General features: G+C 36.0%; 24 protein-coding genes. 14 read left to right on the forward strand and 10 right to left on the reverse strand.

The annotated features are described in order from the left end of the window. Positions 1-107: 107 nt before the first annotated feature. Positions 108-1034, forward strand: a complete 927-nt coding sequence (locus OMO38_RS05360) for a malate dehydrogenase (protein ID WP_229985640.1) — start codon at positions 108-110, stop codon at positions 1032-1034. A 495-nt stretch (positions 1035-1529) separates the two neighbouring features. On the opposite strand, the gene OMO38_RS05365 is transcribed toward OMO38_RS05360, so the two are convergent. From OMO38_RS05365 to OMO38_RS05380, 4 genes are all read right to left on the reverse strand, one after another. Continuing rightward, a complete protein-coding gene (locus tag OMO38_RS05365) occupies positions 1530-1919 on the reverse strand; it encodes a RidA family protein (protein ID WP_264749189.1) in 390 nt (129 codons plus the stop codon). Between the two features lie 73 nt (positions 1920-1992). Then, positions 1993-2568, reverse strand: a complete 576-nt coding sequence (locus tag OMO38_RS05370) for a Crp/Fnr family transcriptional regulator (protein WP_264749190.1) — start codon at positions 2566-2568, stop codon at positions 1993-1995. 30 nt (positions 2569-2598) lie between these two features. Then, positions 2599-3450 (reverse strand): GLPGLI family protein, encoded by an 852-nt coding sequence (locus OMO38_RS05375; RefSeq protein WP_264749191.1) that lies wholly within the window; start codon positions 3448-3450, stop codon positions 2599-2601. A 57-nt stretch (positions 3451-3507) separates the two neighbouring features. Beyond that, complete coding sequence (locus tag OMO38_RS05380; RefSeq protein WP_264749192.1) at positions 3508-4416, reverse strand: NAD(P)/FAD-dependent oxidoreductase; 909 nt, start codon at positions 4414-4416, stop codon at positions 3508-3510. An 85-nt stretch (positions 4417-4501) separates the two neighbouring features. Between OMO38_RS05380 and OMO38_RS05385 the strand changes: the two genes are divergently transcribed. Next, positions 4502-4876 carry a Fur family transcriptional regulator gene (locus OMO38_RS05385; protein ID WP_264749193.1) on the forward strand — a complete coding sequence of 125 codons (375 nt, stop codon included), beginning with the start codon at positions 4502-4504 and terminating at the stop codon, positions 4874-4876. Positions 4877-4892: 16 nt separating this feature from the next. Here the strand turns inward: OMO38_RS05385 and OMO38_RS05390 are convergent, their stop codons facing one another. Continuing rightward, positions 4893-5963 (reverse strand): tetratricopeptide repeat protein, encoded by a 1071-nt coding sequence (locus OMO38_RS05390; protein WP_264749194.1) that lies wholly within the window; start codon positions 5961-5963, stop codon positions 4893-4895. Between the two features lie 249 nt (positions 5964-6212). On the opposite strand from OMO38_RS05390, the gene pafA reads away from it, so the two are divergent. The 3 genes from pafA to OMO38_RS05405 all read left to right on the forward strand — a co-directional run bounded on the left by pafA (position 6213) and on the right by OMO38_RS05405 (position 11095). Next, positions 6213-7856, forward strand: a complete 1644-nt coding sequence (pafA, locus tag OMO38_RS05395; protein WP_264749195.1) for an alkaline phosphatase PafA — start codon at positions 6213-6215, stop codon at positions 7854-7856. Positions 7857-7957: 101 nt separating this feature from the next. After that, a complete protein-coding gene (locus tag OMO38_RS05400) occupies positions 7958-8863 on the forward strand; it encodes an ABC transporter ATP-binding protein (protein ID WP_264749196.1) in 906 nt (301 codons plus the stop codon). A gap of 3 nt (positions 8864-8866) precedes the next feature. Further along, positions 8867-11095 carry an ABC transporter permease gene (locus OMO38_RS05405; RefSeq protein ID WP_264749197.1) on the forward strand — a complete coding sequence of 743 codons (2229 nt, stop codon included), beginning with the start codon at positions 8867-8869 and terminating at the stop codon, positions 11093-11095. Positions 11096-11168: 73 nt separating this feature from the next. Here OMO38_RS05405 and OMO38_RS05410 read toward each other — a convergent pair whose 3' ends face one another. The 4 genes from OMO38_RS05410 to OMO38_RS05425 all read right to left on the reverse strand — a co-directional run bounded on the left by OMO38_RS05410 (position 11169) and on the right by OMO38_RS05425 (position 13550). Then, positions 11169-11489 carry a barstar family protein gene (locus OMO38_RS05410; protein WP_264749198.1) on the reverse strand — a complete coding sequence of 107 codons (321 nt, stop codon included), beginning with the start codon at positions 11487-11489 and terminating at the stop codon, positions 11169-11171. A gap of 135 nt (positions 11490-11624) precedes the next feature. Beyond that, positions 11625-12110: a ribonuclease domain-containing protein gene (locus OMO38_RS05415; protein ID WP_264749199.1), complete on the reverse strand. Its 486-nt coding sequence runs from the start codon at positions 12108-12110 to the stop codon at positions 11625-11627. 107 nt (positions 12111-12217) lie between these two features. Next, positions 12218-13009, reverse strand: coding sequence for an NAD(+) synthase (nadE, locus tag OMO38_RS05420; RefSeq protein WP_264749200.1), 792 nt, complete (start codon positions 13007-13009; stop codon positions 12218-12220). Between the two features lie 10 nt (positions 13010-13019). Beyond that, the gene (locus OMO38_RS05425; RefSeq protein ID WP_264749201.1) at positions 13020-13550 is read right to left on the reverse strand and encodes a GNAT family N-acetyltransferase; all 531 of its coding nucleotides are present in this window, start codon (positions 13548-13550) and stop codon (positions 13020-13022) included. Positions 13551-13671: 121 nt separating this feature from the next. On the opposite strand from OMO38_RS05425, the gene gldB reads away from it, so the two are divergent. The 9 genes from gldB (at position 13672) to OMO38_RS05470 (ending at position 21552) form a co-directional block, all read left to right on the forward strand. Beyond that, entirely contained in the window at positions 13672-14658 is a 987-nt protein-coding gene (gldB, locus tag OMO38_RS05430; protein ID WP_264749202.1) for a gliding motility lipoprotein GldB, read from the forward strand. 111 nt (positions 14659-14769) lie between these two features. Further along, the gene (gene gldC / locus OMO38_RS05435) at positions 14770-15096 is read left to right on the forward strand and encodes a gliding motility protein GldC (protein ID WP_264749203.1); all 327 of its coding nucleotides are present in this window, start codon (positions 14770-14772) and stop codon (positions 15094-15096) included. A gap of 187 nt (positions 15097-15283) precedes the next feature. Continuing rightward, entirely contained in the window at positions 15284-15805 is a 522-nt protein-coding gene (locus OMO38_RS05440; protein WP_264749204.1) for a hypothetical protein, read from the forward strand. Between the two features lie 47 nt (positions 15806-15852). After that, positions 15853-17049, forward strand: coding sequence for a cystathionine gamma-synthase (locus OMO38_RS05445; protein WP_264749205.1), 1197 nt, complete (start codon positions 15853-15855; stop codon positions 17047-17049). Positions 17050-17274: 225 nt separating this feature from the next. Beyond that, on the forward strand, positions 17275-17724 hold the full coding sequence (locus OMO38_RS05450; protein ID WP_264749206.1) for a GNAT family N-acetyltransferase: 450 nt from the start codon (positions 17275-17277) through the stop codon (positions 17722-17724). A 68-nt stretch (positions 17725-17792) separates the two neighbouring features. Continuing rightward, on the forward strand, positions 17793-18296 hold the full coding sequence (locus tag OMO38_RS05455) for a DinB family protein (RefSeq protein ID WP_264749207.1): 504 nt from the start codon (positions 17793-17795) through the stop codon (positions 18294-18296). Between the two features lie 244 nt (positions 18297-18540). Continuing rightward, positions 18541-18969 carry an IS200/IS605 family transposase gene (gene tnpA, locus OMO38_RS05460; RefSeq protein ID WP_264749208.1) on the forward strand — a complete coding sequence of 143 codons (429 nt, stop codon included), beginning with the start codon at positions 18541-18543 and terminating at the stop codon, positions 18967-18969. 65 nt (positions 18970-19034) lie between these two features. Then, positions 19035-19583 carry an L-threonylcarbamoyladenylate synthase gene (locus OMO38_RS05465; protein ID WP_264749209.1) on the forward strand — a complete coding sequence of 183 codons (549 nt, stop codon included), beginning with the start codon at positions 19035-19037 and terminating at the stop codon, positions 19581-19583. Positions 19584-20133: 550 nt separating this feature from the next. Then, on the forward strand, positions 20134-21552 hold the full coding sequence (locus tag OMO38_RS05470; protein WP_264749424.1) for a CCA tRNA nucleotidyltransferase: 1419 nt from the start codon (positions 20134-20136) through the stop codon (positions 21550-21552). A 74-nt stretch (positions 21553-21626) separates the two neighbouring features. Here the strand turns inward: OMO38_RS05470 and OMO38_RS05475 are convergent, their stop codons facing one another. Next, positions 21627-22664, reverse strand: a complete 1038-nt coding sequence (locus OMO38_RS05475; RefSeq protein WP_264749210.1) for a DUF5074 domain-containing protein — start codon at positions 22662-22664, stop codon at positions 21627-21629. Positions 22665-22668: the final 4 nt, after the last annotated feature.

Here is a 22668-nt window from a genome sequence, read left to right on the forward strand (position 1 = left end):
TAAATAATAATTAAAATTCCCGAAAGATTGCTCAATTTTTCGGGAATTTGTACATTTGGGAAGCAAAAATTAAAACTAACAAAATAAATAATAAAAAAGTAAATATTATGAAAGTAACCGTAGTAGGTGCAGGTGCTGTAGGAGCAAGTTGTGCAGAATACATCGCAATGAAAGACTTCTGTTCAGAGGTAGTTTTAGTAGATATCAAAGAAGGTTTTGCTGAAGGAAAAGCAATGGACTTGATGCAGACAGCATCTCTGAACGGATTTGATACTAAAATTACAGGTACAACAGGAGATTACAGCAAAACAGCAGGTTCTCATGTAGCAGTTATCACCTCTGGTATCCCAAGAAAACCGGGAATGACAAGAGAGGAATTAATCGGTATCAACGCGGGAATCGTGAAAGAAGTTACTGAAAATTTAGTAAAAAATTCTCCTGAAGTAATTATCATCGTGGTTTCTAACCCAATGGATACTATGGCTTATTTAGTACACAAAACTTCAGGTCTTCCTAAGCACAAAATCATCGGTATGGGTGGTGCTTTAGATTCTGCAAGATTCAAATACAGATTGGCTGAAGCTTTAGAAGCTCCAATCTCAGACGTAGACGGAATGGTAATCGCTGCTCACAGTGATACAGGAATGCTTCCGTTATTAAGCAAAGCAACAAGAAACGGAGTTCCTGTAACTGAGTTCCTTGACGATGCAAAACAAAAATATGTAATTGAAGAAACGAAAGTGGGTGGAGCTACGCTAACTAAACTGTTAGGTACTTCAGCTTGGTATGCACCGGGTGCAGCAGTTTCTGTAATGGTTCAGGCTATCGCTTGTGACCAAAAGAAAATGATCCCTTGTTCATTAATGCTTGACGGAGAATATGGCGAAAGCGATATCTGCTTAGGTGTCCCTGCAATCATCGGGAAAAACGGTGTTGAAAGCATCGTGAACATTTCTTTAACTGAAGAAGAGAAAGCTAAATTTGCCGAAGCTGCGCAGGCGGTAAGAGAAGTAAATGGTGATTTGAAGTTTTAATTGATTAAAACCATAATAAATAAAAGGTCTGGAATTTATTTCAGACCTTTTTTCATTTCAGTCAGTGGTTGTAGCCACTTATATTAAGTGTGTACAGCCCTTTCACTACAGGGTTGTACACACTTCCGAAGGGGGTATAACCCCATCATGATACTAGCTTCACCCCCTTTATTTACTGGCCATATGTGCTTATGAAGTATCCTAAAGGACTTATGCTAATGCATGCAGACTCTTTAATAAGTGGCTGTTGATAGTTTGAAAGAGTAGCGTGATCTTTTCCCTGATTGAGTTACTGCATTGACAGATTATAGAATGCGTATTCATCAATAGAGTCGGGCTTTAGCCCGACCACAATTAAAGATTTTCAAATTTGGCTTTAGCCAAAACTTATTTTAAGATTGAAGAAATCAAGATGATCAGGAAAGTCACAAAAGTTCTCGATACCCTGCGCTACCCGAAATGAATGAATATTGAAATTCTCTCTTAAAGTGAAAATTACTTTACAACCGTAGCTTCCATTTCCACTGTCAGCGTTTCAAATAATGTTTTAACTTCGATTACGGTAGTCGCCTGCTGAATACCATGTTTTGTAATCCAACTCTGTAAAATGTCGAAGTTTTCAAAAAATGCAGGATGATCTGTTGTGAAAACATTTAACCGTACAATATTTTTCAATTCGAAATCTGCTTGTAAAATAACCTTTTCAAGATTTTCTATGGTTTTTGTGATTTGTGTTTTCATATCAGCATCGCTTGAAATACCGTTTTCGTCGATGGCGGTTTGCCCGGATACGTAAAGCGTGCTCTGAACATTTTTGACTTCCACAGCCTGTGCATAATTTCTGTCGTTCTGCCATGTCCACGGGTTGATGATTCTTTTTTCCATGTTGAAATATTTAAATTTTATTAATGGAACAAAGTTCGGCAGTGTAAGAAAATATATGCTGTGACCTACATCACTATTTTAAACCGGATTCTAAGTACAGTCTGCTCAATGTCTCTCTGGAAACGCCAAGATAGGCGGCCAGCACGGTTTTAGGTAAACGTTGTTTAAGGGTAGGGTAGTATTTAAGAAACTGTTCGTATCTCTCTTTTGCACTCATCGTCATCAGAGAAAGTATTCTCCTTTGGTTTGAAATATGCCCTCCTATGGCTTTTTTTAGAAAGAAATCGGTCATTTTGGGAACCTGATTAAGAAGTTGCTGATAATCTTCAAAGGAAAGTTTTAAAACAAATGTATCTTCCAGACATTGTAGGGACTGAGTAGCTTTTGTTTGAGTATAAAAAGCTGCGTAGTCGCTTTCCCACCAATCTTCCATGGAAAACGAAATGATGTGTTCTTTAGCTTCAGCATCAGTATAAAAAAGCTTCAGAAGACCTGAAATAATGAAATACACGTAATCAACCTGATCATTTTCACTGATGATCATTTCACGTTTTTTGAAATGTTGTTCTTGGAAAAATGATTCAACGATCAAAAACTCTTCGTCGGTTAATGAAACTGTTTTGTTGATATGATCTTTTAGGACATTCATTTAGTTTGATTTAATAATCAGTTTTGCTAATTATTGATAAAGTTCAAGATCAAGAAAGTTATTGTTTTTTATAATTTTTTTCTTCGCAATTTCTCTCTCTTTCTTACGGTATTCATTTATGTCCACTTCTTTACCTTCAGCATCATGAATTTTAAATCCGGTAATGTCAGGATTCATTAAAGCAAACTGTTCATTCAGTCCGATCGGGTTTTTTCTGAATTCGTTCCACTTTTTGTTGAATTGTTTCCGCGTTACTTCATACGTTTTAAGAATTTTAAGTTTCTGTTCCATATTTGTAGGAGCATCTTTGGTTTGGTAATTGGCAATCAATCGGAATGAATGGTGCTTCTTGGAGTCTTCCACGGAAACAATCAAACCTGGAAGTTTTCTGAATATATTTGGACCGTCCTGAAAAGGTAAATCAGGAGTAAACCAAGCTGTCCATTTGCGGCCACCAAATTTTAAAACAGCTTTCTGACAATTGTAATTCTGAATTTTTTGAGTTTCATTGATGAGTTCCCATTTCAGACTGCCTTCTTCCGTCACTTTATAAGATTCCATACCGATGAATTCTGTCGAATAATTTTTAATATCATTTTTATTCTTCCAGAAGACAGATCGTATATTTCCGGGCGAAAGATTAGTTCCGATTTCCCCTCCTTTTTGAGAAGATTTTTGAATGGCAGAATCTCTTTTCGCTTTCATTTCGCTTAAAAACTCAGAATGGTTTTTAAAAATGGTGAGACGCATATTTTCGGTTAAAACACTGTCAACCTTTGAAGAATCTGGAACATATTTGTACTCATAGATAAATCGGTGATTCTGCGCATTCAGCTTTAGAAAAGCGATGACGAAAATTGCAAACAGGAAAATTTTATTCATTGAGATTTGATATAGGTATTCAAAACTACAAAATTGAGCGAATAAAAGGTCTCTGTTTTAGAAACATTCTGTCACCAATTCCATATTCACCATTGCTCCCGCAACATTTCCGGTCATCACTGCATTAGAAACCGAACGCATCATTGCAGAGTTATCTCCACAGACAAAGAGCCCGGCAACATTGGTTTTCTGAAATAGATCTGTTTTAATGTGCCCCATTTCTGTGAACTCACATCCTAAATTTTTTGGAATTTCAGAATGCTGTCTGAAAGGAAAAGCTCCGTAAACTGCTTCAAAATCGATTTCTTTTCCGTCTTCAAAAACCAGGCTTTTTACATATCCATTTTCATTTTTCAATTCCGAAATTTCAGTTTCGATAATTTCAATTTGATTATTTTTAAGTTTTTCTAACTGTTCGTCCGTGAACTGGGCTTTTCCTCTTGTAATAATTGTAACCTCCTCCGTTAAGTTTTTTACCAGAGAAGAGATGTGAAAGGCTTTGTCTCCATTGGCAATAATAGCTGTTTTCCTGCCTCTGTATTCATAACCATGGCAATATGGACAGTGAATCAGTGATACTCCCCAGGATTCTTTGAAACCTTTAATGTCCGGTACTTCATCAATAATTCCGGTAGCAACGATCAGTTTTTTAGAATTAAATTTTTGACCATCATCTGCCGTAATTTCAAATCCAAGATCTGTCTTTTGAGCTGAAATAGCTTTTCCGTTATAGAACTGCACTGTTTCATATTCCTGAACCTGACTTTTCGCTAAAGTTGAAATTTCTTTAGGTGTTTTTCCATCCTGAGTCAGGAAATTTTGAGAATGTGGAGTCTGTTCGTTACACGGTTTTCCGCTGTCAATCACCAAAACGTTTCGGAGCGAACGTCCCAAAGCCATTGCTGCAGAAAGTCCGGCATAGCTTCCGCCAAGGATAATAACGTCTAATAAATCAGGCTGTTTCATATTTAATAGTTGTAATTTCTTGTTTATATTCTTGTCAAAGTTAAAATAAATTTTTATTATTGCAACATAATCGCATTAATAAAAAATGAAAAGAAGAAGTACACCCAGCAAAGAAGCCATTCTGAATGTGTTGACAGATTCAAAAAAGGCAATGAGTCAGGATGCTATACTTAAAAAAGTTTCTCTGGATATGGACAGAGCTACAGTGTACCGTGTACTAAACCGGTTCTGCGAAGACGGAATTCTTCACAGAATTGTTGCCGAAGACGGAAAACAATATTTTGCGGTCTGTATTAAATGTGAGGAAAAGAAACTGGCAGACCATCATTTTCATTTCAGATGCATAAAATGTGAAACGATAGAATGTTTGCCAGTTGCTGTACAGTTTTCTCTGGAAAAAGGGTATGCGGTTAAAAGTGTTAATTGTGTGTTGACGGGAGTTTGCAAAGATTGTGCGTGATATATACTCCAAAATGCTACCTGATTTGCTCAGAGATAAAAACACCTTTTTGATTCATTTCTAAACTGTTTTCCGGCTCAGTGTACCAATCGACAAATTTCTTGTATTCTGCATTATTTGCGGTTTGCCATGCATCAAATCCCTGCTCATCTCCAATTTGAAAGAGATAGTGATTATATGCATTAAAGACTCTGTTATCTTGCATCTGTTTATGATATTCAATCAGAACGTTCGGATAGATTTTAATATCTCGTACATAATATTCTTTAAGAAATCTCTCTCTAATTTTAGCAAAAGATGCAAGGTTAAAACTATCGTGACCTATGACAGAGAGAAATAGATTTTTCTCAAAAATCATGCAGTAAGGCAACTTCTTGTTATCCAGTTCAGATAGATCTATTTGTACCGATTTACATAGAGCCACCTGTATTTCATTGTTGTTTGTAAATTTTATGGCTGCTTTATATGTATCAAAAAGCATTTTACTAATTTCTCTAGTGCGCTCTGTTGTTCTCTCGAGATTTACGAAGATTTCACCATAAATAAGTCCTTTCATAGTGTTTTGAGAATTCATAAAAAGTCTTCCTGCTCTGTAATAATTTGACGGATAATTTGGCTCCACACGCATTCCTTTCTCATAAGATGCGATTGCCTCATCGTATTTTTTTTCAAACTCGAAAACAACGCCCCGCTCAAGATAAAGTCTTCCCGCATCCGGAAATTTTTTTAAAGCTTCATCATAGGTGGCAATGGCCTTCTCAGGTTTTTCAAGATAATCATAATTGTTTCCCAGCAGCTGATAGTAATCGGCGCGGAGGTTTTCGTAATTTTTTATTTTTAGGAGTTGATCTATTGCTTTGTCGTACTGTTTATTATAGGTGTAAGCTAAAGCAATTTCATATGAATAGGTATATTCTTTTGGGTCAATTTTCTCGCATTCTCTAAGCATGCCGGTGGCTTCATCATATTTTTGTTCATCAATCAGTTTTATAGCATCAAAAACTTTTTCACATTTAAAGGTCTTCTTTTGAGCATGGATGTGACCGAAACTGAAAATCAGAATGCAGTAGATAAGTTCTTTTTTCATGGAAATAAATGGATTTAGTTTTAGGTAAATATCTAAATTATTCTTTGAACTTTTAATATTTTACCTGAATTTATTGATAATATTTTTTCTTTCAACTGAAGGATTTTTGAATAATAGGAGGCAATTTAAACATTATGTAAAATTTTCAGCAATAATCATATTGAATTTTCATTAAAAAAATTCATCGGAATTTCACATACCAAAACCTTGAAAACCCTTAAATTTGTCGTCACAAAAAAAGTTATTCAAATGCTAAGGAAAATTACGATTGCAGCGGTTACTTTCATTTCTTTAATGACGGTAAACGCGCAGAAAAACAAAAAATCACAGTTAGAGAGACCAAAATTGGTGGTGGGTTTGGTGATTGATCAAATGAGGTGGGATTATCTTTACCGTTTTTACGAAAAATATGGAAATGACGGTTTCAAAAGATTGCTGAACAAAGGTTTTTCTTTTAACAATGTAATGATACCTTACGTTCCGACGGTAACTGCGATTGGACATACTACTATTTACACAGGTTCTGTACCTTCAATTCACGGTATTGCCGGAAATGACTGGACAGACAAAGCAACCGGAAAAAATGTTTACTGTACAGCCGATACCGAAGTAAAAGGTGTGGGAACCAATGATAAAATCGGTGGTCATTCCCCGAAAAATCTCTGGAGTACAACCATTACAGATCAGTTGAGAATTGCCAGTAATTTTCAGTCAAAAGTAGTTGGTGTTTCGCTGAAAGACAGAGCTTCCATTCTGCCTGCTGGTCATAACCCTACCGGTGCTTTCTGGTTTGATGAAACCAACGGGAACTTTGTGACAAGTACTTATTACATGAACAGTTTGCCGGATTGGGTGAACAAGTTTAATGAACAGAAATTAGCCGAAAAACTGGTTGCCAACGGATGGAATACGCTATTACCAATCAGTGAATACACAGAAAGTACGAGAGATGATGTTCCCTGGGAAAAGCCTGTTGGAACAGCCAAATCTCCAACTTTCCCTTACAATAATCTTGCAGCAGATTATGCCGTAAATAAAGGGGTTTTAAGAACAACACCTTTCGGAAATACCTATACTTTAAAATTTGCTGAAGCTGCTATCGACGGCTATCAGCTGGGTGCAGATCAGATCACAGATTTTCTTGCCATCAACGTGGCATCTACCGATTATGTTGGTCACGCTTACGGACCGAATGCGATTGAAGTAGAAGATACGTATCTGAGACTGGATATCGAACTGGCAAATTTCTTTAAAATGCTTGATCAAAAAGTAGGGAAGGGCGAATATCTTGTGTTCCTTTCGGCAGACCACGGTGGCGCTCATGCTGAAGGCTATATGAAAGAAAATAAAATGCTGACCGGCTTTTTTGATGACGGTATGGAAAAAAACCTGGGTGCCGAACTGGAAACAAAATATGCAGCCAGCAAACTGATTTTAGGAATTGATAATTATCAGATTTATCTTGATCATCAGTTGATCAAAGATAAGAAACTGGATGAAGCTGCCATTAAAAAAAGCATCATCGAAAATTTAAACAAAGATCCCCGTGTTTTATATGCGGTGGATCTGAAAGATGTTGCCAACGCATCGATTCCTGAGCCTATTAAAACAAGAGTGATTAATGGTTACAACTGGCAGCGAAGCGGTGATATTCAGATTGTTTCCCACGACGGAATGCTTCCGAATTATGCTAAAAAAGGAACCACACACAGTGTCTGGAATTCTTATGATGCTCATATTCCTCTAATTTTTATGGGTTGGAAAGTTCCTCACGGTGAAAGCAATGCTTCACATTTTATGACAGATATTGCCCCAACCATTGCACAGTTTTTAAGAATTGAAAACCCGAGTGGTAATGTCGGACAACCTTTGACGGAAGTTTTAGGAAAATAAATTTTTTAAAAATAAAATTGAGATGCGCTTACATTGTATGCGCATTTTTTTGTTTGCTATGTAACATCTCAGTGAAATTTAATACCTATCCAAAAAAAACTATGGACAACATTATAGAAATCAAGAATCTCAATTTTGGTTTCGACAGTCAGAAACTTATTCTGAAAAATGTCAATTTAAAAGTTCCAAGAGGATCAATCTACGGATTTTTAGGTGCAAATGGTGCTGGTAAATCAACCACAATGCGCCTGATTATGGGACTTTTTAATGATGAAAACAATGCAGTAAAAGTATTTAATGAGAATGTTTCTGACATCTATCCCAGAGCTTTACAGAATATTGGCTCACTCATCGATTATCCGGCTTTCTATGATCACCTTTCGGGCTACGATAATCTGAAAATCGTATGCATCATCAAAAAACTGAATCCTAAAACGATTGATGAAGTTTTAGAAACTGTCGGCCTTTCTCATGCCCGAAATATTAAAATGAAAAAGTATTCTCTGGGCATGAAGCAGAGACTCGCCATTGCTTTGGCGTTGATCAGTAATCCTGAACTTCTGGTATTGGATGAGCCTGTAAACGGACTTGATCCCAATGGAATGCTGGAAGTGCGGGAACTTCTTATCAAACTCAATCGTGAACAGGGCGTGACCATTTTTATTTCAAGTCATCTATTGTTGGAAATTGATAAAATGGTAACTCATCTCGGAATTATTTCAAATGGCGAAATAAAATTCGAAGGAAGTAAAGAAGAACTGAATGACCTTTATAAATTCCAAAAAACAAAATTCCAATTGAATGACGCTGAGAAATTTAACGAAATTTTAAAAACAAAATACGAAACCGAACTCAAATCTGAGAACGAAATTGCTATCGTTACCAATTCGCAAATGGAAATCGCAGCGATCAATACGCTCTTAGTCAACAGCGGTGCTCAGATTTTTCAAATTTCAGCAGCAGGAGGTCTTGAAGAATGGTTTATGGAAATTACAAAACAAAACTAAAACATGAATACAGAATTTAAATATATAAAAACTGCATTTGCCGCAGAATGGCTCAAAACAAAAAATCTGGGACTGCTCATTTTGGCAGTAATCTTTGCCGTTTTACTTCCGGCTCTGAGTATTTTATTACAGATTTTTAATGAAGCTTCAAGAAAATATGATGGAGTGGTTACTACAACCACGCAGGATTCTCTGGGAGACAGCGTAGGACCTTTCGGAACTTTCTTTATGCTGCTTTTCATCATTATTGCCGCGACCAGAATTGCACAGACCGATCATAAGAATAATGGGTGGACATTTTTAGAAACCCAGCCTTTAAGCAAATTGAGTATTTACACAGGGAAATTTCTGGTGCTTGTAGCTCTTACAACAATATCTCTAGTGGTATTTTTCGTGGCAACAATTTTGGAAGGTTATCTTGCTCAAGCGTTATTTCCACAGGAAAACTTAAAATATTCTATCGATTTGTACTGGGTGTTTCAGACTTTTGCTAGGGTGTTTGTGCTGAGTTTGGGAATTATTTCTCTGCAGATGATGTTGTCGGTCATTATACCAGGTTTTGTATGGCCTTTTGTCATCGGCTTTGTAGGCTTCGTTGTAAATGTAGTGGCTAGAATCAGAAAAGAAACCTATGATTATTCTCCCTATAATAATTTAGATACTGCGCTGTCATATAATGATTCTTATCAACTGAATCACTTTTTTAATTATACTGAATACCTGAGCCTGTTCTGGACAGTTTTGTTTTTCGTGACAGGATATATTTGGTACAGCAGAAGAGGTTATAAAAATGCTTTTTTAAGAAATAAGACCACGATTATAAAAACAATCGTAGGAATTGCCGTATTTGCTGTAATTTACTTTCTGATTACCAAGCCATTTTATCCGCAGAAAAATTCGGATTTAACTTCAATCGAAGGAAGTATTGCTGCTCCAAATACCATTAAAACGGTTAAAATTATTTCTAAAGAACTCCACGAGCCCTTAGCGGAAATCCCTGTAAGAGACGGAAAATTCTCATGGAAATCTAAAAAAAATGTGGACCTGGCTTCTTATATTTTAATTGTGGACAAAAAGCAGTATCCGTTTGTTCTATCAAAAGGTGATGATATCTTTTTTAATATTAAGACAGATCCGAAACATTTTGTAGTCACCCTGAAAGGAACGCGAAAAGCCGAAGATCAGTATATTATTTCAACAGCTCAGAAATTCTCAATGTTTTATTCATTTGTGGTGGCAGATAAGCAATATACCAATGAACCGGATAAATTTTATGATGCAGCTCAGGAAGAATGGGAAGACGGCGAGAAGTATTTAAGAAAGTACAGAACAAAAGAAAATATTTATTTTTCAGATGACTTCAGAAAATTTCAGGAGCAGATAAATGCAGTTAAACTTCTGAATGCCATATATGATTATCAGAAGATGACATCTTTTGCAGATAAAAAATTTACACCGCCTGCAGATTTAATGAACGAGCTTCAGCAGATTGTGAAAAAACCAGTTTCTATGTTGCTGTCTAGCGAAGAATATAAAAACTGGAAGATCAAAGGATTTCTTCCGAAAGAAGGATCTAAAAATCCTGACAGCATTGTTTTTGTAAAACTTTCACAGATGCCTAAAAGTCTTGAAAAAGATCAGCTGCTGTCGTTTCAGATGTTGAAGATGATGAATCTTATAAAAGATGAAAATCAACGCGTTGAACTTTTTAAGAACAAATTTTCTGAATTTCAGAATCCAAAATATGGGAGGTATTTGGGCAGTGAACTGCAGATTATCAACAACCAGCAGAAAGGAAAACCTTTTCCGGTGATAGCTTTTGAAGATCAGTCAGGGAAGAAAGTTAGCTTAGATAAATTTAAAGGCAAATATGTGATTCTGGATCTTTGGGCAACCTGGTGTGGACCGTGTCGTGAAACATCTCCGGTTTTCGAATATCAGGCTAATAAATATTCTTATAATGATAAAATCGTATTTCTTTCTGCGAGTATCGATGCCGATAAAAATAAATGGAAACTTGATCTGAAGAATAAAAAATCTGCTGTTGTACAATGGTGGATTTCGGATCCGAATGTTCTGAATAACTTAGGAGTAGCAGGAATTCCGCGCTTTATGATGATTGATCCTCAGGGAAAAATGTATAATGCCAATCTACCGAGACCGGACGAAACGAATTTCCAGAATATCATTGATGAAATTTCTGAAAACGATGATGTAATGATTAATTTTTAATCGAAATCTCAGTTAAATTAAAAGCCGTCTCACTTTGATGTAGTGACGGCTTTTTCAATTTTAAATATTTTAATTACTGCTCGGTTTCTTCGTCAGCTTCTCCTTCTCCTTCTTCATCGTCGTACTGCTCCAGATAGTAGGCAAAAGAGAAATCTTCCACTTTATCTTCCACATCTTCTAAAGTAGTTAATAAATCTTCAAAAATTTCAAGCTGATCGACGCTCATATTGACAAATTCTAAGTGGAGAGGCAGTTTCAGTTCGCCCGAAATAACATCCGAAAGTGCATCCAGATTATCCCCGAAATGTGCTGGAAGTTCTAGCTTTTCTTTAAGCTGAGTGTAAAAATCTTCGTAATCCCCTAGGTCTGCGAAGTCGATGTATATTGTGTTCATAATTTAAATTTAATTGCAAATGTATGGGTTTTAAAAGTCTTTCTGAAGAAGCGAGCATCTTGCAGCGCATCTCACGATCTTAGTTAACGCTTTCAAGTCACTAAAATTTATTGCTACACTTCTCGCAATACTGTTTTATTTCTCCTCAAAACTTTTATAATGATCCTTCGTTAAATATACTTCACCGTTTTTGGTGAAAACAATCCGGTCGCCGTTTCTGTTTCGGCAGTGGTAATTCACGTCGGCTTCAAAATATTTTTTACCTTTAGGAAGTTTTCCTTCACGGTTTCCAAAGTGATCTCCGCCAATGGCTTTTCCCGGCAGAACGTCACAGAGATTTCCCTGCGAAGGATTCCAACCCTGTTTCTTTGCTTCGTTTTTAGTTAAATAATAATCTGGAAGCTGATGATTTTTTTTGACAAAATCAATAACGGTGTTTTCAGCCGTCAATTGACCAATTGAAAGTGTTTTGTCAACTTTATTACCTAAATTTTGTCCGGCATTTTCAGTTTGAACCGGAGCTTTCTTCTCTGCGATAAATGTATTATAAATGTACATCGCAGACATCCCGAAAAGAAGTCCCATGCAGGCAAAAAGTACCGAACGTGTTTTGGAATTCATTGTTTATATGTCAATAGTTAATCTAACTTCGTTAGTCAATGGTCAAGTAATAGTCCTAATTGCAAAAATTCACAACTGACAATTCACTTGCATAGCAAAATTCACTTTTACAGTCTCCATTCTTCCGGAATATCACATACTGGAATCGGGTTGATTTTATGCTGTGCAGCTCGGTTCATTCTGCTGAAAATTTTAAAAACTTCCAGATCTCTTCCGCTGTAGTCGTTTTCTGTTTTCGTTCCCCATTCTTTCTGAATTTTTTCCAGTTCAGGATAGGTTGCGCCAATCTGCATTTCGTCGGTTCTTTCAGCATCCCAAAGTCCGTCTGTAGGAATAGCTTCCTGAATGTTTTTAACTAAATTTAAAGCTTTTGCCAATACATAAACTTCAGTTTTATAAAGGTCAGCGATAGGAGAGATATCGACCCCGCCGTCGCCATATTTTGTATAAAAACCGATTCCGAAATCTTCAACTTTATTTCCTGTTCCGCACACCAAAAGTCCGTTGATTTGACCGTAATAATATAAAGTCAGCATCCTCAAACGGGATCTTGTGTTGGCAAAAGCCAGTTTTTCGTTTGGAAATTCATCATCATGCACGTCAAAAGTTTTGTACAGTTCCTCAAAGGCAGGGGTAAGATTCACCGACATCGCTTCAACATTGGGGAATTTAGATTTTAAATCATTCATGTGTTCCCAGGCACGGTTGACCTGATCTTCTTTCTGACGGATCGGCATTTCGATCAACAGAGTCTTTAAGCCGGTCATTGCCGCCAAAGTAGAAACCACTCCGGAATCTACACCTCCGGAAACTCCCAAAACATAACCTTTTACTCCTGATTTTTCGGCATAATCTTTTAGCCACTGTACAATATGATCAATTACTTTTTGTGTCTGCATTGTATATTTTTTAATATTTAAAATTTTCTTTTGTAAGTTCATACCAGAAGCACTGGTCGCCTTCATCGGTGAACGTTTCTTTTTCTTCAAAACCCAGCTTGCTCAGAACGTGATTGGATGCATCGTTCTCCACATCGGCGTATGCAAAAATGGTATTGAGTTTCATTTCATTAAAACCATAGTTCAAAACTGCGATCGAAGTTTCCGTGGCATAACCTTTTCCCCAATATTCAGGGGTAAAACGATAGCCAAGATCGTGAATATTCTGGTGATTGTTGATTTCCTTAATGAGTTTAAGACCGCTCCAGCCGACCAGTTTTCCATCTTTTTTTCTGATGACCGCCCAGCGCCCTATTCCGTTTTCTGTATATTGTTTCCGGATGCTTTCAATCATTGCGATACTTTGGCTGATGTCGGTGAGAGGCTTTATTCCCACATATTTTACCACGTCAGGATTGCTGTCCATCGCAAAAAACGCATCGGCGTCTTCCGGAATTATTTCTCTTAAGATCAGTCTCTTTGTTTCAAGATAGATATTCATCGTTGGGTAAGTCTTAATTTTTAAGATTTTGTATACATCTTATAGCCACAAAAAATCCTTTTTCGGCATAAGTTTATATTTATATCCTTATTTTTGTAAACTTTAATTTCATGTAAAAATAATGAAGATTTTTAGAATTGCCGCACTTTCATGCCTATTAGTTGTAAGTTTAAACTCCTGTAAAAAAGAACAGGAAACTGATTGGAAAGTTGAAATAAAAAATCCTGCCGAAAAGGTAGAGGTGTCCGATATATCAAACGAATTTTACGATCAAAATATCCCGTTAACTCAATTTGCGGCAAAGTTTCCATGGTTTCAGGGAACGGTTTCAGATGAAGATTTTAGCAAAAGAAGAGCGGATGCTCAGGAAATAAAAATTTACAAAGAAGCGGCTGCCAAAATTGATCAGCAGAAATTGCAAAAAGATCTTCAGGATTTGTTTTCGCACATAAAATTTTATTTTCCGCAGTTTAAAAGTCCCAAAGTTTTTCTTTTTTCATCGGCTCTACAGATGATTCAGGATCCTCTTATATACGATGAGAAAACCAATTTCCTATTTATCGATATTTCAGGATTTATGGGAGATAAAAATGCGAATTACAAAGGTTTAGAACTGTACTTTCAAAAATCAATGAACCCAAGTAATATCGTTCCGAAAGTATCAAGAATGTTTGCGGAAAATATTGTTCCGTACACGGGAAATAGTCAGAAATTTATTGATTTGATGGTTTATAATGGAAAAATCATGCTGTTGCAGGATGCATTTTTACCGGAAACGCCTGACTATTTGAAAATGGATTATACGAAAGAACAGTATGACTGGTCGAAAGCAAATGAAGCCAATATTTACAATTATTTTGTAGAGAATAATTTGATTTTTGGTGACGATCACCGGTTGGCCGAGCGATTCATTGCGCCGGGTCCGTTCTCAAAATTTTACACAGAAATTGATAACAGCTCATCACCAATGGTTGGAATTTTCACCGGATGGCAGATTTGCAGAGAGTATTTTAAAAAGAAACCTGAAACAAAATTGGTAGAATTTCTGAAAATGGATGCTACCCAAATTTTTAACGAGGCAGGTTACAAACCGAAATTGGAAGAATAAGTATGGTTGATGGGGATTGGTTGTTAGTTGATCGCTTTTGATATTATGATTCTATCAACTAACAACTGAAACCTAAAAACTAAATTAAAAATATTAGAAAAAATAGAAAAAATGAGAAAGACTCAGATAACAATAGATGTAGAGCTGGACGAAAACCACATCCCAGAACTGATGACTTGGAATGCAGCTGATGGTGGAGTGGAAAAGGAAGAAACCAAAGCAGTAATGATTTCAGTTTGGGACGAAAAAACCTCAGAAGCTTTACGTATCGATCTTTGGACTAAGGATATGCCGGTAGACCAAATGAAAATGTTTATGCACCAAATTTTGGTTTCGATGGGAAATACCTATCAAAGAGCCACTGGTGAAGATGATGTAGCTGCATGGATTGAACAGATTGCCGAAGAATTTGCAGTGAAATCTGCAATTAAGATGTAGGATGTTTCTGTTGCAAGATTTTTTCAAATATTTGAAATTAAAAAATAGAATCAATACATTTTCTTTTATTCTTGCTTTTATTTTGAGTGTAATTTTTTTCGCTGTGTTTAAGCTCACATCGAATAAAATTGTTTGGTTTGTAAGTGTTATAATTTTTTATTTAGCATTGGTTCCTCTGCTTGAAAAAATGTTTGCAAACAAATATTTCAAGAATAAGAAAAATCTTATCGGATATGTATTTTACAGGGAATACTTTGGAAATGAAAAATATGACATTCATAAAAATTTTTCAAAAGCGGAGATTGATGAATTTATAAATGACTTAGATTGTGAAGAATTTATTTTAAGAAATAAAATTCAAACCAAATATTTTTCCGTAAAAAATGAAAATTATAACGTACTGAGTTTTGAAAAGGATTATTTGAAACATTACACAAGAACAATCCCATGGAAAATTTTATTATGGAAATATTCTTTTCAGGACAACGATGGTATCGACGAATATTTAGAAATTGAATATGTCAATGAAAGGAATGAGAAAATTAAAGAAGAAATTATTACTGAAAGGATAAGGCAAAAAACTTCATTTCATTTCTTTTTGTTATTTGTAATATATGATTTGAAATATGGACAAAGATTATCTCTTCGCAGAGATTATTACATAAAACATAGAAGTTCTTTTAAAATAGATGTATTTGGAAAAGATTAAAACAGAAAAATAAAACAATAAATGGAAAACAACATTGGAAAAGGTCATTGAAAGTTGGCGAAACATCCAGCTTCCATCATCCTTCCAACCAAAATTATAATACAATGAATTTCAATACAAAAGTTATACACGGAGGACAACACCACGAATCTGCAACAGGTTCTGTGAATGTTCCTGTTTTTTTAACATCCACTTTCGCACAGAAAAGTCCAGGAGTGCATTCAGGATACGAATATTCAAGAGCGGCCAACCCTACAAGACAGGCTTTGGAAGACTCTTTGGCAAGCATCGAAAACGGAGCGAGAGGTTTGGCTTTCGGTTCTGGCTTGGCTGCCATCGACTGTGTTTTAAAATTATTAAATCCTGGCGACGAAGTGGTTGCTGTGGACGATTTATACGGTGGGACTTACAGAATGTTCACCAGACTTTTTGAAAAGTACCAGTTGAAATTTACTTTCGTGAATTTTGATGATGCTTCAAAAATCACAGACGTAATTACAGATAAAACCAAATTAATCTGGGTGGAAACTCCAACCAACCCATTGATGAAACTGGTTGACATCAAAGCAGTGGTGGAAATTGCAAAAGGAAAAGATATTCTGGTTGCCGTTGACAATACATTCGCAACGCCATATTTACAAAGACCTATCGATTTGGGAGCCGATATCGTAATGCACTCAGCGACAAAATATTTAGGTGGTCACTCAGATGTAATTGCTGGAGCTCTGATTGCTAAAGATGCTGAACTGGGAGAAAAACTTCACTTTATTCAGTTTGCAAGCGGTGGAATTTTGGGACCTCACGATTCTTATTTGGTTTTAAGAGGAATTAAAACACTGGCATTGAGGGTTCAGAGACATTCAGAAAACGGGATGGCAGTAGCGAAATATCTGGAATCTCATCCGGCAGTTGCGCAGGTAATTTACCCAGGATTGGAATCTCACCCTCAATACGAGTTGGCAAAATCTCAAATGAAAGATTTTGGAGGAATGGTTTCTTTCACTTTCAAATCTGGGAAAAAAGAAGATGCGATTAAGTTTTTAGAAAAAGTTAGAGTCTTTACTCTGGCTGAATCTTTAGGTGGAGTGGAATCTTTGGCCAATCATCCGGCATTGATGACTCACGCTTCCATTCCTGCAGAAAAACGTGCAGAGTTGGGAATTACCGACGACCTGGTTCGTCTCAGCGTTGGGATCGAAGATGCAGTAGATTTGATTGCAGATTTGGAGAAAGCATTTTCTTAAAATAATACATTATCAACATCCGTCTCACAGCGGATGTTTGTGTATCTATTTTTATACTGTCTTTTCACTACAAGGAAAATATGAATTTTAAAAAGATCACAATTACCTTGTGAGCCTTGTGAGCCTTGTGAAAAACCTTTGTGCTCTTTGTGGTAAAATATCTAAGACAAATGATTTGTAGATATGATAATCTAGGCAATCAGTTATTTTTAATTAAATTTTAAAATGAAAAACACAAGAAAGGCTACCCTTCAGGATCTACCTCAATTGGCCGAACTGTTTGATCAGTACAGAATTTTTTATCATAAAGCTTCAGATATTTCTGCTGCTGAAAATTTTTTAAAGGAACGAATCAAGAACAAAGACTCTGAAATTTTTGTTGCTGAAAGTGGAGGTCAGTTAGTTGGCTTTGTACAACTGTATCCATTGTTTTCTTCAACAAGAATGAAACGGTATTGGCTGTTAAATGATCTGTTCGTTAACGAAAATTCTCGTGGGAAAGGTTTTTCAAAAGAACTGATCGACGAAGCCAAAGAATTGGCAAAATCAACAAACTCTGCAGGTATTCTCCTCGAAACCGGAAAATCAAACGACATCGGAAACAAACTCTACGCATCTTGCGGATTTGAAATCTACGATGAGGTGAATTTTTACGAGTGGACAAATAAAGTTTAGTGAATTGTCAATCGTCAATCGTCAATTGTGAATTTACTCATTACCAATTACTCATTACCCATATTAAGATGACAGATTTCGAAAAATACATTCAGAGATATTTAGATTTAATTCCATCTGAGAATTGGCTCGAAGAATTGAAACTGGTTGGTGAAAAAACCGTTTCCCTGTATTCTTATTTGACCGAAGAACAGTCAAAGTTTGCCTATGCAACAGGAAAATGGACTTTAAAGGAAGTGCTTCTGCATCTGTCAGACACAGAAAGAGTTTTTCAGTATCGGATTCTGGCATTTGCTAGAGGTGACAAATCTGAATTGCCTGGCTTTGATGAAGAGAGTTACGCAGCCCATTCTTTTGCGAATGAGAGAAGTTTAGAATCCTTGTTGGAAGAATATCAACTGGTGAGAAACTCTACTCTGATTTTAGTAGAAACATTAAGCCCCTCAGTTTTAAATAATGTCGGAACAGCCAATGGAAACCAAATTTCTGTACAAACGATTTGTAAATTAATTGTTGGACATAATATTCATCATTTGAATGTTGTGGAGGAGAGGTATTTGCCGGAATTGTAAAGGGCAGATATTTTCTGATATTCAGGAATAGAAGGATTTGAATTTGTTTTAAGCAATTCTATCAATACCGATGGGCTTAAGCCTTTTTTTTCGGAATCATCTCAAATTTTATAAGTGCGTTTTGTCAAAATGTATTTTCAATATTGGATCAATAGGAACGGGCTTTAGCCCGTTTTATATGTAAATATTTCATTGGCTTTAGCCAAAACCTAAAATTTTTATAATTTTGATAAAAACAACACAAATGCCTTTTATCAAAATTTATATTCATCTTGTATTTTCTACGTCAGAACGAATCCCATTTTTAAATACATTAGATTTAAGAGTCAAAATATGGAAACATATCAAAGAAAATGCTTCTACAAAGGGAATTTTTATTGACATGGTCAATGGTTACTCGGATCATTGTCATTGTCTTATTTCTTTAGGATCAGATCAGAATATAGAGAAAATTGTTCAGTTGATTAAAGGTGAAAGTTCTCATTGGATTAATAAAAATCAATTAACGAGAGAACGATTTTCCTGGCAGGATGAATATTTTGCGGTTTCAGTTTCAGAATCGAAAGTAGAGTTAGTAAGAAATTATATTAAAAATCAGGAAAAACATCATCAGCATAAAAATTTCGCCGAGGAGTTTCACGAATTTATTGAAAAGTATAACTTTAAAATGTAAGTTTTGGCTAAAGCCAAATGAATGCTTAATTTTGAAGGCGGGCTAAAGCCCGCCCCTATTGAATTATGGAAAACATCATCAATATATTAAAATCCGGTGGCACCATCCTTTACCCAACAGACACCATCTGGGGAATCGGTTGTGATGCCACAAACATAGATGCGATCAATAAAATTTTCGACATCAAGAAGCGCGAAAAAAACAAATCCATGATTATTCTGGTGGAAACCGAGAAGAGATTGCAGGATTTGGTTGACGTTCCGGAAATGGCGTGGGAAATTATGGATTTAAGTGAAAAACCAGTGACGTTGGTTTATCAAAACCCGAAAGGTTTGCCGAAAGAGTTATTAGCCGAAGACGGAAGCATCGGAATTCGTCTTGTTAAAGATCTGTACTGTAAAAAGCTGATCACAAAACTGAATAGGCCTTTGGTATCTACTTCAGCCAATTTCAGTGGCGAAAAAAGTCCGTTGAAATTTTCTGATATCTCTCGTGAAATTATTGATTTGGTGGATTATGCAGTGGAAGAAAACAGAGAAAAAGTTTCAGAATATTCAGGATCATCAGTGATAAAAATCTGGAGTGATAATCGTATAAAAGTCTTGAGAGAATGATTTTGTGTCCCACAGATCGCACGGATTTTCACAGATTCTTTTAAATTTTACGTGTTTAAAAACTTTTTAAATTCCTACAAAACCCTTCGACAGGCTCAGCAGTGTCAGGCTGAGCCTGTCGAAGCCTTCAACTCATGTGTTCTAAATATTTTTAAAGTATTACACTTAAAACTTATTCTTATACAATCCTAAGACAGACTCAGAATGACATTAATGAAAAACAATTATTGATCAACGGTGTCATGCTGAGCCCGTCGAAGCCTTCAAACTTATGTGCTCCAAATATTTTTAAAGTATTACGCTTAAAACTTATTCTTACGTAATCCTTAGACAAACTCAGGATTAAAGCTGTGAACATCTATCGATCAACGGTGTCAGGCTGAGCCTGTCTAAGCCTTCAAACTTATGTGCTCTAATATTTTCAAAGTATTAAACTTAAACTTATGTGCTCTGATGTGTCAAAAAAATCTTTTGTGACTTTTGTGGTTAAAAAAAATACATTTAATGTAAATATTTATCTTTGCAAATTAATTCATCCAGCATCAAAACAATGTTCATCAACCTCAATCAAAATCAAAACCTCAAACTTTTCAAAATTATTTCTGAAGTCGCTGCAGCCAATAACCAATCGGTGTACATCGTTGGTGGTTTCGTGCGTGATCTTTTAATGAAAAGAAAAGCGTCAACGGATATTGATTTTGTGACCGAGCAGAGTGGAATTGAATTGGCTCAAAATGTTGGAAAGGAAATCGATCCCAAAATGAAAGTCTCGGTGTTTAAAACATATGGAACGGCGATGATCAGATACAAAGATCTCGAACTGGAATTTGTAGGTGCCAGAAAAGAAAGCTACACCGAAGAAAGCCGAAAACCGGAAGTGGAAGGCGGAACCATTGAAGACGATCAGAAAAGAAGAGATTTTACCATCAATGCGATGGCGATTTCTCTAAATAAAGACAATTTCGGGGAACTGATCGATCCTTTTGACGGAATCGGTGATCTTCAGAAAGAAATCCTGAGAACACCCTTAGAACCTGCTCAAACGTATTCTGATGATCCGTTAAGAATGATGAGGGCGGTACGTTTTGCATCAACTTTAAATTTTACCATTGAAGAAAATTCTTTAGAAGCCATAAGACAGGAAGCGGAAAGAATCAAAATTGTTTCTATGGAAAGAATCATGGTTGAATTTAATAAAATCATGCTTTCCAAAAAGCCTTCTGTTGGTTTGAAATTAATGGAAGAAACAGGTTTGATGAAATTAATTATTCCTGAACTGATTGATTTGAAAGGCGTGGAAGAAGTGGAAGGTCAAACCCACAAAGACAATTTTTACCACACATTGGAAGTGGTTGATAATATTTCTGAAAATACAGATAACCTTTGGCTTCGTTGGGCAGCACTTCTTCACGACATTGGGAAAGCTCCGACAAAGAAATTCGTTGAAGGAACGGGCTGGACTTTCCATGGGCACGAGTTTTTAGGTTCAAAAATGGTGAAAACCTTATTTCAAAAACTGAAACTGCCATTGAATGCTGATATGAAATATGTTCAGAAGATGGTTAAACTGTCTTCACGTCCGATTGCATTGGTAACCGATGATGCTTCAGATTCGGCGTTGAGAAGACTATTGTTTGATGCAGGAGAAGATATGGAAGATTTGTTCACTCTTTGTAAAGCGGATATCACGACGAAAAATTCAAGAAAGCAGGAAAGATTTAAGAAAAATTTCCAGTATGTTGCAGTAAAAATAAAAGAGGTTGAGGAAAAAGATCAGGTAAGAAATTTCCAGCCACCAATTTCAGGAGAAGAAATTATGGAGATGTTTAATCTGAAACCTGGACGTGAAATCGGGATTTTAAAGGAAAAAGTAAAGGAAGCCATTCTGGAAGGCGAAATAGGAAATGACAGTGAAGAAGCCAGAAATTTTGTGATTGCAGAAGCTGAAAAGCTTGGATTAACAATTTAATCTTATCAATATAAAAAAAACATCGGGACGGTTTCCAAGAAACCGCCCCGATGTTTTTTTTATGAAAAATTTAATTAATTAGAATAAACACTTGTAGATCCCATTCCTGTTTTGAATTTTGTAATGAAAGTTCCAGATGTGGTGTAAACACTCATTTCACTTGCCTCAGTAAATGATTTCACGTCAGAAGTGAAAATTCTTCCGTCTACTACAGAAAATCCGTAAAGGGTAAAATACTGACCACCGTCAACAGCTGTTATGATAGGAGCTGTAGGTGAAGCGGTTGCATTAATGTCCATAGAATAGATCTTATTGTAAGAGCTGAAAAAGAATCTTCCGTTATCAATTTGAAGGTGTGTTCCGTTAGCAATACCACTAAGAGTAATTGTCTTCACAATCGCTCCCGCTGCAGAGATTTGATAGATATAAGAATCTGCAGATCCTTCCGCAATTACATAAATGTTATTATTGTAAGCAATAGTCTTGTTGATATTTCCGCTTGGTAAAGAAATTGGTGTACCTTCAATTTCGTTGGTTACCGTATTGATTTTTGTAAGCGTATTTCCAAAGCTGTACGTTGCATTCTGTACAAAAACATTTCCTCCCGCTACCACAACTCTTTCTGCTGTATTAGTAAAAGTAATTTTTTTCACGAAAGATAAATCTGAAGTTTTGTATACATTTACAGACTTAGGCCCATTATACTGATCATTAGATACATAAAGCATATTGTTAGCAACTGCCATATAACGAGGATTGTTCAGTTGGCTGGTGATTTCTCCTGTTTTTTTGAATGTATAACGGTTTACTACCTGAATTTTGTTTGAGTTGTTCAATAAAAGATAAGCCTGATCTCCGTTGTAAGCGATAGTCTGAAGTACATCACCTAAGTTTTCATTTGCATTATTAGCCTTGTAGATGTCGTTTTGTACAAAGTTCAGATCTTTAGTTATAAAACTTACATCAGCATTAGGTACTCCAAAGTTCCCTTCATTCGTTATAAAGTAGCCGTTTTCATAAGTTGGGCTTGCAACTATTTCTTCGTAATCAGACGAACACGAGATGTTAAATAGTAAGACCAATCCTAAGACAAGTTGTAAAAATCTAGTCATTTTC

It is taken from the genome of Chryseobacterium kimseyorum (genome assembly GCF_025971945.1).
Classification (GTDB): domain Bacteria; phylum Bacteroidota; class Bacteroidia; order Flavobacteriales; family Weeksellaceae; genus Chryseobacterium; species Chryseobacterium kimseyorum.